This is a genomic window from Acidimicrobiales bacterium, assembly GCA_016716005.1.
Classification (GTDB): domain Bacteria; phylum Actinomycetota; class Acidimicrobiia; order Acidimicrobiales; family JADJXE01; genus JADJXE01.
The window spans coordinates 948,702-961,678 of record JADJXE010000001.1; the positions used below are offsets into that span (position 1 = coordinate 948,702).

At 73.5% G+C, this 12,977-nt stretch carries 12 protein-coding genes; 6 read left to right on the forward strand and 6 right to left on the reverse strand.

The genetic code is table 11. The annotated features are described in order from the left end of the window. Window positions 1-45: 45 nt before the first annotated feature. Entirely contained in the window at window positions 46-2,304 is a 2,259-nt protein-coding gene (locus IPM45_04600; protein MBK9178843.1) for a molybdopterin oxidoreductase family protein, read from the reverse strand. A 108-nt stretch (window positions 2,305-2,412) separates the two neighbouring features. On the opposite strand from IPM45_04600, the gene IPM45_04605 reads away from it, so the two are divergent. From IPM45_04605 to IPM45_04620, 4 genes are all read left to right on the forward strand, one after another. Beyond that, the gene (locus IPM45_04605; GenBank protein ID MBK9178844.1) at window positions 2,413-3,279 is read left to right on the forward strand and encodes an SDR family NAD(P)-dependent oxidoreductase; all 867 of its coding nucleotides are present in this window, start codon (window positions 2,413-2,415) and stop codon (window positions 3,277-3,279) included. Window positions 3,280-3,283: 4 nt separating this feature from the next. After that, window positions 3,284-3,976 (forward strand): dihydrofolate reductase family protein, encoded by a 693-nt coding sequence (locus tag IPM45_04610; protein ID MBK9178845.1) that lies wholly within the window; start codon window positions 3,284-3,286, stop codon window positions 3,974-3,976. A 146-nt stretch (window positions 3,977-4,122) separates the two neighbouring features. Next, window positions 4,123-4,794 carry an ABC transporter ATP-binding protein gene (locus IPM45_04615; protein MBK9178846.1) on the forward strand — a complete coding sequence of 224 codons (672 nt, stop codon included), beginning with the start codon at window positions 4,123-4,125 and terminating at the stop codon, window positions 4,792-4,794. 9 nt (window positions 4,795-4,803) lie between these two features. Beyond that, window positions 4,804-7,281, forward strand: a complete 2,478-nt coding sequence (locus tag IPM45_04620) for an FtsX-like permease family protein (GenBank protein MBK9178847.1) — start codon at window positions 4,804-4,806, stop codon at window positions 7,279-7,281. A gap of 43 nt (window positions 7,282-7,324) precedes the next feature. Here the strand turns inward: IPM45_04620 and nrdR are convergent, their stop codons facing one another. After that, window positions 7,325-7,786, reverse strand: a complete 462-nt coding sequence (nrdR, locus tag IPM45_04625) for a transcriptional repressor NrdR (protein MBK9178848.1) — start codon at window positions 7,784-7,786, stop codon at window positions 7,325-7,327. A 54-nt stretch (window positions 7,787-7,840) separates the two neighbouring features. After that, window positions 7,841-8,218: a LysM peptidoglycan-binding domain-containing protein gene (locus IPM45_04630; GenBank protein MBK9178849.1), complete on the reverse strand. Its 378-nt coding sequence runs from the start codon at window positions 8,216-8,218 to the stop codon at window positions 7,841-7,843. A gap of 214 nt (window positions 8,219-8,432) precedes the next feature. Between IPM45_04630 and lexA the strand changes: the two genes are divergently transcribed. After that, entirely contained in the window at window positions 8,433-9,065 is a 633-nt protein-coding gene (gene lexA, locus IPM45_04635; GenBank protein ID MBK9178850.1) for a transcriptional repressor LexA, read from the forward strand. 11 nt (window positions 9,066-9,076) lie between these two features. Here the strand turns inward: lexA and IPM45_04640 are convergent, their stop codons facing one another. The 3 genes from IPM45_04640 to IPM45_04650 all read right to left on the reverse strand — a co-directional run bounded on the left by IPM45_04640 (window position 9,077) and on the right by IPM45_04650 (window position 11,576). Continuing rightward, the gene (locus IPM45_04640) at window positions 9,077-9,541 is read right to left on the reverse strand and encodes a peroxiredoxin (GenBank protein ID MBK9178851.1); all 465 of its coding nucleotides are present in this window, start codon (window positions 9,539-9,541) and stop codon (window positions 9,077-9,079) included. A gap of 86 nt (window positions 9,542-9,627) precedes the next feature. Next, a complete protein-coding gene (locus tag IPM45_04645) occupies window positions 9,628-10,689 on the reverse strand; it encodes a succinyl-diaminopimelate desuccinylase (GenBank protein MBK9178852.1) in 1,062 nt (353 codons plus the stop codon). A gap of 65 nt (window positions 10,690-10,754) precedes the next feature. Further along, entirely contained in the window at window positions 10,755-11,576 is an 822-nt protein-coding gene (locus IPM45_04650; GenBank protein ID MBK9178853.1) for a 2,3,4,5-tetrahydropyridine-2,6-dicarboxylate N-succinyltransferase, read from the reverse strand. 75 nt (window positions 11,577-11,651) lie between these two features. Here IPM45_04650 and IPM45_04655 point away from each other — a divergent pair, with 75 nt between their 5' ends. Further along, the gene (locus tag IPM45_04655; protein ID MBK9178854.1) at window positions 11,652-12,935 is read left to right on the forward strand and encodes an acetyl-CoA hydrolase/transferase family protein; all 1,284 of its coding nucleotides are present in this window, start codon (window positions 11,652-11,654) and stop codon (window positions 12,933-12,935) included. The last annotated feature ends 42 nt before the right edge of the window (window positions 12,936-12,977 follow it).

A 12,977-nucleotide genomic window follows, 5' to 3' on the forward strand; every position in this document is an offset into this window, starting at 1 on the left:
CCCACGACGGGCACGGGACGACCCGGCGGCCCTGCGGGCCGAGGGCTACGCCGGCGCGACCGTGACCGGGATGCCGTTGAGCACCGCGTTGCCCGACAGCGCGTCGATCAGCTCGTCGTCGGCCAGCAGGTTCGAGTTCACGCCGGGCCGGCCCGACGCGACGCCCAGGCGGACGCCGTCGAGATCGTGCCCCCACCCGTGCGGCAGGCTCACGACCCCCGGGAGGATGCCGTCGGTCACCTCCACCGGCGCCACCACCTGGCCCACGCGCGACGCCACCAGCGCCGATGCCCCGTCGGTCAGGCCGAGGCGCCCGGCGTCGTCGGGGTGGATCTGGAGCGTGCACCGCTCCTTGCCCTTCACCAGCACGTGCAGGTTGTGCATCCACGAGTTGTTCGAGCGGAGATGCCGCCGGCCCACCAGCACGAAGCCGTCGCCGGCCCGCTCGGCCGCCTCGGCCAGCCGGTCGCAGTCGTCGATCAGCTCCGGGCGGGCCAGCTCGATGCGGCCGGACGGCGTGCGCAGCACCTCCGGCAGCCGGGGAGCGAGGGGCCCCAGGTCGACGCCGTGCGGGTTGGCCTCGAGCACGTCGAGGGACAGCCCGTCGGGCACCACCCCGAAGGCGTCGCCGTACGGGCCGGTCCGCAGCATGAGGTCGAGGATGCGATCGGGGCCGCGGCGCCCCGCCAGCGCCGCCAGCAGCTCGTCGGCGCTGCGGCCGTGCACCGGCGAGTACGGATCGCTCACCGCCCCCTGCACCATCCCCGCGATCGTGAGGTCGTCGACGAGAGCGGGATCGGCTGCGGCCCCCTGGCCCTGCGCGATCAGCGCCAGCCGGGCCAGGATCTCCCATTCGTCGGGCTGGCCGGGCTCGAGGGGGAACACCGGGGGCGAGTAGTTGGCCACGTTGCGGACGGCGAAGGCCAGCAGGGCCAGGTCGTAGTGGGAGCGCTGCAGGCTCGACGGGGGCGGCAGGATCACGTCGGCGTGGCGGGTGGTCTCGTTGAGGTAGATGTCGACGCTCACCATGCACTCGAGCGTCGCGAGGGCCGCATCGAGCCGGCCGCTGTTCGGGCACGACAGCACCGGGTTGCCGGCCACCGTGACCAGGGCCCGGATCCGGCCCTCACCGGGCGTGTCGATCTCCTCGGCCAGCGCGGCCACCGGGTACTCGCCGAGGGTCTCGGGCAGGCCCCGCACCCTCGTGTGGCTCCGCCCCACCACGAACGGCTTGCCCGTGCCCGGCTTGCCGCGGGTGGTGGCGCTGCCCGCAGCGGGGAGGTTGAACATGGCCCCGCCCGGACGGTCGAGGTTGCCGGTGAGGATGTTGACCACGTCGACCAGCCACGAGGCGAGGGTGCCGAACTCCTGCGTGCAGGTGCCGATCCGCCCGTAGACCGCAGCCGTGGGGGCCTCGACCAGCTCCCGCGCCAGCCGGCCGACCGTGTCGGACTCGATCCCGCAGGCCGGCGCGACCACCTCCGCCGGGAACCGCTTGGCCACGTCGCGCACCTGCTCGAGCCCCTCGACCAGGCCCTCGGCCCCACCCAGCCGCACGAGATCCTGCTCGAACAGGGCGTGCACGATGCCCATCAGCAGCAGGGCGTCGGTGCCGGGTCGGATGGCGACCCACTCGTCGGCCTCCTCGGCCGTGCGGCTCCTGCGGGGATCGACGACCACCAGCCGCCCGCCGCGGGCTCGCAACGCCTCCAGCCGGCCGGGGAAGTCGGGGGCGGTGCAGATGCTGCCGTTGGACGCGTACGGGTTGGCGCCCAGCACCAGCAGGTGGTCGGTGCGGTCGAGGTCGGGCACGGGGATGGTGCCGCCGGTGCCGAACAGGAAGCCCGACGAGAGCTCCTTGGGACGCTGGTCGACCGTGCTCGCCGAGTAGCGCTGGCGGGTGCCGAGGGCCTTCAGGAGCACCCGGTTGAACAGCATCGCCGACAGGTTGTGGGCACCTGGGTTGCCCAGGTAGGTGGCCACCGCGTCGCGGCCGTGCTGCTCCAGCACCGGCAGGAGCCGGCGCTCGACCTCGGCGAAGGCCTCGTCCCAGGTCACCTCCACGAACACCCCATCGCGCTTCACGAGCGGGGCGCGCAGGCGGTCGGGATCCTCGTGGAGCTGCTTGAGCGACGATCCCTTCGGGCACAGGTAGCCGTGGCTGAACACGTCGTCGCGGTCGCCGCGGATGCGCACCACCTGCTCGCCGCTCACCTGGATCTCGAGGCCGCACCCGGCCTCGCAGAGCGGGCAGGTCCGGATGGCGACGCGGCTGGCCGCGCTGGTTTCGTCGACGACGGTCACGGTGGCCCCCCTCGGTGGCGACGTCCGCCCATCCTCTCACCTGCTCCCGACGGTCGCCCGCCCGCAGGGATGGCAGGCTGGGCCGGCCATCGACCGCAAGGGGGAATCGTGGACTCGCTCGTAGGGAAGACCGCCGTCATCACCGGGGCCGCCAGCGGCATGGGCCGGGCCTTCGCCACCAGGTTCGCGGCGGCCGGCATGAAGGTCGCCCTGGCCGACGTCGAGGAGCCGACCCTGCGGCAGGCGGTGACCGAGCTGGAGGCCGGCGGGGCCACCGCCATCGGCGTGGTCACCGACGTGTCCGAGGGTGCCGCCATGGACGCCCTCGCCCAGCGGGCCCGTGACGAGCTCGGCGGTGCGCACGTGGTGTGCCTGAACGCCGGGGTGGGCGGCCCGATGGTGCCCCTGCCGCACCTCACCGAGCACGACTGGGCCTGGACCCTGGGCGTGAACCTGTGGGGTGTCATCCACGGGGTGCGGGCCTTCCTCCCGTCGTTGCTCGAGCAGGACGAGGGTCACCTGGTGATGACCGCCTCGGTGGCGGGGCTGGTGGGCGGCGTGGGCGGGCCCTACGCCGTCTCCAAGTTCGGCGTGGTCGCGCTGGCCGAGGCGGTGTACTGGCACCTGCAGGACACCGGCTCCAACGTCGGCGTCACGGTGCTGTGCCCCGGGCTGGTGGCGACCCGCATCATGGAGTCGGAGCGCAACCGCCCGGAGCGGCTCATCGGCACCAGCTCGTGGGAACCGACGCCCGACGACGAGCTGCGCCTCCAGGTGTTCAAAGAGCTCATCCAGGCGGCCAAGCCGCCCGCCGAGGTGGCCGACCTGGTGCACGACGCCGTGCTCGAGAACCGCTTCTACCTGTACACCGACGACGCCTTCGTGCCGGTCATCCGCGCACGCCACCGCTTCGTCGAGGAGGGTCGCAACCCCCAGCGGGCCGACCTCCTGGGGCTGCTCGCCGACGAGGGCTGAGCGGGTGCTGCGGCGAGCGGCGCCGACGACGCCCCTGGAGGCGGCCGACGCCTACGCCGACCCGGCGCGGGGCCCGCACGACGGGCGCCCGTGGGTCCTGGTGAACATGGTCGCCAGCCTCGACGGTGCCAGCGCCGTGGCCGGGCGGTCGGGCGGGCTGGGCGGTCCGGCCGACCGCGCCGTGTTCCGCGCCCTGCGGTCGCTCGCCGACGTCGTGCTCGTGGGCGCGGGCACCGCCAACGCCGAGGGGTACCGCCCGGCCCGGCCCGGCCCCGACGGCCGGCGCCCCCGGCTCGCCGTGGTGAGCGGCCGCCTGTCGGTGGACTGGTCGCTCCCGATGTTCACCGACGACCCCCTTCCCTACCTCGTCACCACCGACGGAGCGGCCGTGCCGAACGCCGCGCCGGTCGAGGTGATCCGAGCCGGCGCGACCGGCGTCGACTGCTCCCTGGCCCTGGCCGCGCTGCTCGACCGGGGCGTCGGGATCGTGCTCTGCGAGGGGGGCCCCACGCTCAACGGGCAGCTGGCGGCGGCCGGCCTGGTCGACGAGTGGTGCATCACCGTGGCCCCGCTGGTGGCCGGGGGCGACGCGCCGCGCGTCGTGCGCGGGCCCCCCATCGACCCGCCGGTGGCCCTGCGGCTCGACCAGGTGCTCGACGCCGACGGCGTCCTGTTCCTCCGCTACCTCGCGCCCTAGGGGGACCTTCGCCTCTGGCCCGGGCACGGCCCTTGGCGTTCCCTGGAGGCGTGAGCGACACGGCCGTCGTCGCACCGCCGCATCCCGGTCACCGGCCGGGCAGCACCCCCACGATCCTGCTGGAGGGGGTCGCGAAGCGCTACACGATGGGCGGCGAGGTGACGGTGGTCGCGCTGGAGGGGGTCGACCTCGAGGTCGACCCCGGCGAGTTGGTCGTTGTGCTCGGGCCGTCGGGCAGCGGCAAGACGACCCTGCTGAACCTGATCGGGGCGCTCGACACCGCCACCGAGGGCCGCATCACCGTCGCCGGACGGGAGGTCACGGGCGCCAGGCGCTCCGAGCTGTTCCGCATCCGGCGGGAGACGGTGAGCTTCATCTTCCAGAGCTTCAACCTCTTCCCGGGGCTGACCGCGCTGGAGAACGTGCAGTTCGGGGCGGACGTGGCCGGACGCGGCAACGACCACCAGTGGGCCGCGTCCGTGCTCGACCAGGTCGGCCTGGGCGACCGGCTGCGGCACTTCCCCCACGAGCTGTCCGGCGGCGAGCAGCAGCGAGTGGCCATCGCCCGGGCCCTCGCCACCGGGAACCCCGTCCTGCTCGCCGACGAGCCGACGGGCGAGCTCGACTTCCGCACCGGCGTGCAGATCCTCGAGCTGCTCGCCGCGCAGGCCGAGGCCGGGCGGAGCGTGCTGGTGGTCACCCACAACCGGGAGATCTCGCGGATCGCCGACCGCGTGATCGAGCTGTCGAGCGGCCGGATCGTGCACGACGGCCCACCCGCCGGGGGACGGGCCGCCATCGCCGATCTGCACTGGTAGGAGGCCACCATGGCCGGTGCGCGCGCGCGCCGCGTTCGCCTCTGGGTCCGCTGGTCGCTCCGCGACCTGCGGCGGCGCTGGGTGCTGGTGGCCGCCATCGCCCTGATCATCGCCATCGGAACCGGCGCCTACGCCGGGCTGGGCAGCACCGCCGAGTGGCGGTACCGGTCGAACGACGCCAGCTACGCCGCCCTCGACGCCCACGAGCTGAAGGTGAGCCTGGCCGAGGGCAGCGTGGTGCCGGCCGGCGACCTGCTCGGGGTGGTCGGGTCGATCGCCGACCCGGACCGGGTGGCGGTGGCCGAGGAGCGCCTGGTCCTCCCCACCCAGCTCGACGCCTCCACCGGCGACGAGGCGATCCTCGTGCCCGGCCGCCTCGTCGGGGTCGACGTGGTCGACGGGGGCCCACACGTCGACCTGATCGAGGTGGAGGGGGGTCGGGGGCTCGACCAGGCCGACGACGGCCGGCCGGTCGCGCTGGTCGAGGCCAAGTTCGCCGACACCCACGACCTCCCCCTGCCCCTCTCGATCGAGCTCACCGGCGGCAGCGCCGGGGCCAGCGCGCTCGAGGCAGTCGGGTGGGCGATCACGCCCGAGTACTTCCTCGTGCTGGGGTCGAGCCGGGAGCTCCTCTCGGCCGGCAACTACGCCATCGTGTTCGTCCCGCTGGCCACGGCCCAGGAGATCACCGGGAACCCCGACGGGGTCAACGACCTCGTGCTGCGGGCCACCCCGGGCACCGACGTCGATGCCCTGGCGGCCGACGTCGAGCGCGCCTTCGCGTCGCGACTGCCGGACGCCGGCGCCACGGTGCTCACGATCGCCGACGACGAGGGGCGCCGGATCCTCTACGACGACATCGCCAACGACCAGCGGTTCTGGAACGTCTTCGCCTTCCTGATCCTGGCCGGCGCGGCTGTCGCCGCCTTCAACCTGATCAGCCGGATCGTCGAGTCCCAGCGGCGGGAGATCGGCGTGGGCATGGCGTTGGGCGCCCGCCGGGCGAGCCTGGCCATCCGGCCGATGCTCGTGGGCGTGGAGGTGGCCCTGCTCGGCGTGGTGCTGGGGGTGGTGGTGGGCTACCTGCTCACCCAGGCGATGAAGCAGCTCTTCGTCAGCCTGCTCCCGATGCCCGTGTGGATCACGACGTTCCAGCCGGACGTGTTCCTCCAGGCCGCGCTCATCGGCCTGCTCCTGCCCGTGCTGGCCACCGTCTACCCGGTGTGGCGGGCCGTGCGCGTGCCGCCCGTGGCCGCCATCCGCACCGGCCATCTCGCCACGCGGGGCCCGTCCCGGCTGCTGCGGCGCATCCGGGTGCCCGGCGGCAGCCTGGCCCAGATGCCGGTCCGCAACGTGCTGCGGTCGCCCCGGCGGACGCTGCTCACCGCCCTCGGCATCGGCGCGGCCATCACCGTGATGGTGGCCACCTTCGGGACCATCGACTCGTTCGTGTTCACCCTGGACACGGCCGAGACCGAGCTGCTGGGCGGGCGGCCCGACCGCCTCATCGTGGTGCTCGACAGCTACCAGCCGGTCGACTCGCCCACGGTCCGGGCGGTCACCGGCTCCCCTGCGGCGGCGGACGCCCAGACGATCCTCGACGTGGGGGCGCTGCTCACCAACGACCGCGGCGACGAGCTGGAGGCCCTGGTCGAGGTGCTCCCGCTGTCGGGCGACGGCTGGCAGCCGCGGATCGTCGACGCGGTCGATCCCGCCGACCTCGGCGGGCGGGCCGGCATCATCCTGGCCGAGAAGGCGGCCCGCGACCTCGGCGTCGAACCCGGCGACGTCGTCACCCTGCGCCATCCGAGGCGCGAGGGTCTCGGCATCCGGGTCGTCGACGACCCGGTCGTGGTCGCCGGCCTCCACCCGCTGCCCTTGCGGCCCTACGCCTTCATGGACACCGCCGCCGCCAGCCTGTTCGGCGCCGAGGGCGTGGCCAACGCCGTCCAGCTGGAGCCCGCGCCGGGATCGACGCCCGACGACACCCTCCGGGCCCTGTTCGGCCTGCCGGGAGTGAGCAGCGTGCGGTCGGTCGCCTCCACCGCCGACTACCTGCAGGACTCCATGGACCAGATCATCGCCGTGATGCAGCTGGCGGCCGCGCTCGTCCTCCTGCTCGCGCTGCTCATCGCCTTCAACGCCACGAGCATCAGCGTGGACGAGCGGGTCCGAGAGCACGCCACGATGTTCGCCTTCGGCGTGCGGGTCCGCACCGTGGTGGGCATGTCGATGACCGAGGGCCTCGCCACGGGCCTGCTGGGCACCGCCTTCGGGCTGCTGCTCGGCACGCTCGTGATGCGCTGGGTCGTCTACGGCCTCACCGGCGACACCATGCCCGATCTCGGCGTGATCGCCCACCTGACGCCCGTCACCATCGCCACCGCCGTCGTCCTCGGCGTGTTGGCCGTGGCCGTGGCGCCCCTGCTCACGATCCGCAAGCTGCGCCGCACCGACCTGCCCTCCGCGCTGCGCGTCGTCGAGTAGCGCCCGGACCCCGGTGGCCGGACCCGGGGTCGGTGCCCACCGGTCAGCCGGAGGGGGTGGCCTTGCGCAGGAGCCCGACCTCGCGCTCGAAGTCGCCGGGGCTCGCGAACTCCTTGTACACGCTGGCGAAGCGGACGTAGGCGACCTGGTCGAGCTGGGCCAGGCGCCGCAGCACGGCCAGCCCGATCCGTTCGCTCGTGACCTCCGGGGCCTCGAGGCGCATCTCCTCCTCGACCTCGGCCGCCAGCTCCTCCAGCTGCTCCTCGGTCACCGGGCGGTTCTTGGCCGCCGCCCTCACCCCGGCCACGACCTTGGCCCGCTCGAACGGTTCGCGCTCGCCCGAGCTCTTCACCACCAGCAGCGGCGCCTCCTCGATCCGCTCGTAGGTGGTGAACCGCCGCCCGCAGCCGAGGCACTCGCGACGGCGACGGATGGCGTCGCCGTCGTCGGCCTGGCGCGAGTCGACCACCTTGTCGTCGAGGCTCGCGCACACGGGGCACCGCACGCCGAGACGGTACCGCCCGCCCGCGCCGGGCGCGGACGCCACCGCCGGGCCGGGTCAGGGCAGCAGCAGGCGCTGTCCTACTTGGAGGGTGGCGGCGCCGCCGTTCAGGTCGGCCAGCAGGTCGACGGTGGCGCGAACGTCGCCCCCGGACGGGGTGAGCTCGGCCGCCACGGCCCACAACGTGTCGCCGGGCTGCACCACGTGGACACGTGGCGCGTCGAGGGGTGCCTCGGGGGCGGAGGCGGGCACGCCCCCGAGGGTCGCCGCCAGGGTGCGGACGGCGAGGATGGGCGCCAGCAGCACCACGACGGCCACCAACACCGCCGCCAGCCGGCGCCGCCGGTACAGGGCGGCCGGAGCCGGGGCGCCCACGTAGGGTGACAGCTCGTCCGGGTGGCGGGTGAAGCGGCGGTCGCAGACCACGGCAGCCATTGGCGGGCGCTCCGATCAGGTCGAACGGATGAGCTCGAACGTCTGTTCGGCAACCATGTGACCACGAACGCCCGTTCGATGTCAAGGCCCGGATCGAACAGATGTTTGACTGGCGGCGGCCGGCCCGGTACGGTCAGGTCGACAAACACGTGTTCGGTCCGGGGCGGCCCGGGCCGGTCACCGCCGGGCCCGTGGGGCCGATCGGAGGCACCTCATGACCGAGCAGCACCTCACCGCCCGCCAGCGGGAGATCATCGAGGTCATCGATCGCCACATGCGCGAGCACGGCTACCCGCCTTCGGTGCGCGAGATCGGCGACGAGGTCGGCCTCACCTCCCCCTCCACCGTGCACAGCCACCTGGCCACGCTCCAGCGGCTGGGCTACCTCCGGCGCGACCCCACCAAGCCGCGCGCCATCGAGGTTCGCTACGACCCGTCGTCGGGGGGCGCGGTGGAGCGCCGGCCGGTGCGCCACGTGCCCCTCGTGGGCGACGTGGCCGCCGGCAGCGACGTGCTGGCCCAGGAGAACGTCGAGGAGCTGCTGCCCCTCCCCGAGGACTTCACCGGCGACGGCGACCTGTTCATGCTGCGCGTCCGCGGCGACTCGATGGTCGACGTCGGCATCCTCGACGGCGACTTCGTCGTCGTCCGCCAGCAGGACGAGGCCCGCAGCGGCCAGATCGTGGTGGCCGGGATCCCGGGCGAGGAGGCCACCGTCAAGACCTTCACCCGCAAGGGCGGCAAGGTCGTGCTGGTGCCGGCCAACGAGCGCCTGTCGCCGATGGTCTACGACCCGGCCGACGTCACCATCTTCGGCCGGGTCGTGAGCGTGCTGCGGCGCCTCTGACCCGCGCCCCGTCAGCCCAGCTTGGCCAGTGCCGCCTCGTAGGCGGCCTTGTCGCGAGCGGTGCCGAGGTTCGGCGACTCGAACACGTCGACGATCGTGCCGCTCGAGTCGATCACGAACGTGCCCCGGTTGGCACAGCCGAGGGCCTCGTTGAACACCCCGTACGCCTGTGCCACCGCACCGTGGGGCCAGTTGTCGGCCAGCACCGGGAAGGTGTAGCCCTGCTGCTCGGCCCACACCTTCTGGGCGAAGCGGCTGTCACACGACACGGCCAGCACCTGCACCCCCGCGGACTCGTACCGGGACAGGTCGTCGCGGAGCTGGCACAGCTCCCCCTCGCACACCGACGTGAAGGTGAAGGGGTAGAACACCAGCACCACCGCCTTGTCGCCGCGGAAGCCCGACAGCGTGACGGTGTTGCCGTCCTGGTCCTTCAGCTCGAAATCGGGGGCTTGCCGACCGGCCTCGATCGCCATGGGTGGGCGTCCTTTCTGGTATTGGGCTTCGGGTACGGCGAGCCTACCGGCCCCGGGCGGCGACGGCGCCGTGGCGCCCGCCGGCGTCAGGCCCCGGACGTGAGCAGCTCGGCGAGGGCGCCGTGCACCCGCTCGATCGCCGCCCGCTCCACCCGCTCGCCGGCGGTGTGGGCGAGGGTGGGGTCGCCCGGGCCCAGGTTGGCGGCCGGCACACCGAGCGCCGCGAAGCGGGCCACGTCGGTCCAGCCCAGCTTGGCCCGCACCACCAGCCGGTTGCGCCGAACGAGCTCGGCGAGCAGGGGGTGGTCCAACGACGGCGGGGCGCCGGCCGCGACGTCGACCACTTCCAGCGAGTCGCCGTCCTCGAGCACCTCGGCCAGGCGCAGCGCCTCCCGCACGTGGGCCTCGGCGTCGGCCGCCGACCGGTCTGGCGCGAAGCGGTGGTTGAGGGTGAGCCGCACCCGATCGGGCACGACGTTGCCGGCGACCCCTCCCTCGACGCCGACGGCCTGCAGGGCCTCACGGAACTCACAGCCGTGGATCACCGGCCGGCGCTCCTCGTAGGCCTGCAGGCGTCCCAGCACCGGGGCCAGGCGGTGCACGGCGTTGCGCCCCGTCCACGGCCGGGCGCTGTGGGCGCGCGCCCCCGTGAGGGTGAGGGCCAGGCGCAGGCTGCCCTGGCAGCCCGCCTCCAGCGCGCCCCCGGTGGGCTCGCCCAGCAGGGCCGCGTCCCCCGCCAGCAGGTCGGGACGCTCGGCGGCCAGGATGCCGAGCCCGTTGAAGCGGGCCTCCACCTCCTCGGCCACGTAGAAGACGTAGGTGACGTCGATTGCGGGATCGGCCAGGGTGGTGGCCAGCTCGAGCATCACCGCCAGGCCGCTCTTCATGTCGGACGAGCCCAGCCCCCAGAGCACCTCGCCGTCGACCCGCGCCCGCTCGTTGCCGTTGGCCGGGACCGTGTCGGTGTGGCCGGCGAGGACGAGGCGCAGCGGGCGACCGAGGCGCGTCCGGGCGACCAGGTTGTCGCCCACGCGCTCGAGCGTGAGCCACGGCGCCCGCCGCAGCCGGGCCTCGAGGTGGTCGGCGATGGCGCCCTCGTGGTGCGACGGCGAGGGGATGTCGACGAGCTCGGCGGTGAGCTCGAGCAGATCGCTCACGGCAGGGACGCGTGCCCGGGCACGCCGACCAGGTGCCGCCCCACGACCGCCCGCCCTCAGGTGGTGGCGCCGTGCTCGCGCAGGACGGCCTCCAGCTGCGCCTTGTCGTGGCGCTCCCCCTCGTGCAGATGCCGGATCACCAGCACGCAAGGCAGACCGTACTGCCCGCCCGGGAAGTCGCGGGGCCGGGTGGCGGTGACGGCGACGGTGTTGGGGGGCACCACCCCGCGGCTGAGCTCGTCGCCGGTGGTCGCGTCGATCACGGGCACCGAGCCCGACAGGATGCAGCCGGCGCCGAGCACGCTGCCCCGCCCGACCCGAGCGCCCTCGACCACCATGCTCCGGCTCCCGACGAAGGCGTCGTCCTCGACGATCACGGGCGCGGCCTGCGGGGGCTCCAGCACGCCGCCGATGCCCACGCCGCCGGACAGGTGCACGTTGGCGCCGACCTGGGCGCAGGAGCCCACGGTGGCCCAGGTGTCGACCATGGTGCCGGCCCCGACGCGCGCGCCGATGTTCACGTAGCTCGGCATGAGGATGACCCCCCGGTCGAGGAACGAGCCGTAGCGCGCCGACGCACCCGGCACCACCCGCACGCCCGCCTTCTTGAAGCCGGACTTGAGGGGGATCTTGTCGGCGAACTCGAACGGCCCGAGCTCGGTGGTCTTCATCTTCGACACCCGGAACAGCAGCAGGATCGCCAGCTTCAGCCACTCGTGCACGACCACCCGGCCGGCCACGACCTCGGCGACCCGGGCCGCGCCGTTGTCGAGCAGGTCGATGGCTTCGTGGACGAGGGCGGACGCGTGCCTGTCGCCCGGTTCGAGCTCGTTGCGGTGCTGCCAGAGCTCCTCGAGCTGCGACTGGAGGTCGGCCATGGGCGGCAGGCTACCGTGGCCGCGCGGGGGCGACCCCGGGGGCACCGGGCCGCCGGCCCCATCACGAGGAGAGGTATGACACGGATCCACGCCATCCGTGCGACGAGCCCCGACGACGTCCTGAGCCACATCGGCGACGGCGCCGACATCGTCATCCCGCTCGCCAACGGCGAGCCGGTGGCCCTCATGGACGCGATCGAGGCCCACGCAGACCGGCTCCACGGGGTGCGGGTCCACCAGATGCACGCCCTGCACGACCGGCCCTACCTGCACGGCACGTGCGGCGACCAGCTCCGCTACGTGGCGTACTTCCTCTCTCCCATCACGCGGGTGGCGTTCCAGGAGGGCGGCTGCGAGCTGGTGCCCTGCCACTTCAGCGAGGTCCCCCAGATCCTCCGCGAGAGCACCCGCGACCCGCTGGTGCTGGCCGCGACGTCGCCGATGGACCGCCACGGGTACTTCTCGCTGGGCACGAACGCCGACTACACGTCCAGCTTCATCGGGCACGCCCGGTTCTTCCTCGAGGTGAACCCGAACATGCCGCGCACCTTCGGGCGCAACCAGGTGCACGTGAGCCAGGCGATCGGGTACTACGAGGCCGACTACCCGCTGGTCGAGGTGCCGCCCCCGAAGGTGACCGACACCGACGTGCGGATCGCCGAGTTCGTCGCCGAGCGCATCCCCGACGGGGCCACCCTGCAGGCCGGCATCGGCGCCATCCCGAACGCCATCATGTCGCTGCTCGACGACCACCACGACCTCGGCATCCACACCGAGCTGCTGTCGGACGGCATCATCACCCTCGTCGAGCGCGGCGTGGTCACGGGCGTGAAGAAGCGCCTGAACACCAACAAGATCATCGCGACGTTCTGCCTCGGCACGAAGGTGCTCTACGACTTCCTCCACGAGAACCCCGCGGTCGAGCTGTGGCCCGTCGACTACGTGAACGACCCCCGGGTGATCGCCCGCGAGCCCAACTTCGTGTCGATCAACGCCACCCTCGAGGTCGACCTGCTCGGGCAGTGCGCGTCGGAGACGATCGAGGGCCGCTACTACTCGGGCTCGGGTGGGCAGGCCGACTTCGCCCGCGGGGCCATGTTCGCCCGGCAGGGCCAGGGGTTCCTGGTGCTGCACGCCACCACCGCCGACGAGTCGCGATCGCGCATCCGCGCCCAGTTCGCGCCGGGCACGGTGGTCACCACGCTCAAGAACACGGTCGACAAGATCGTGACCGAGTACGGCGTGGCCGAGCTGAAGGGGCGGGCCATCTCCCAGCGGGCCCGGGAACTGGTGCGCGTCGCCCACCCCAAGTTCCGCGACGAGCTCACCTACGAGGCCCGCCAGCTCGGCTACCTCTGACGCCGCGCCGGCTCGCCTCGCGGCGGCCGTGACGTGGACGGA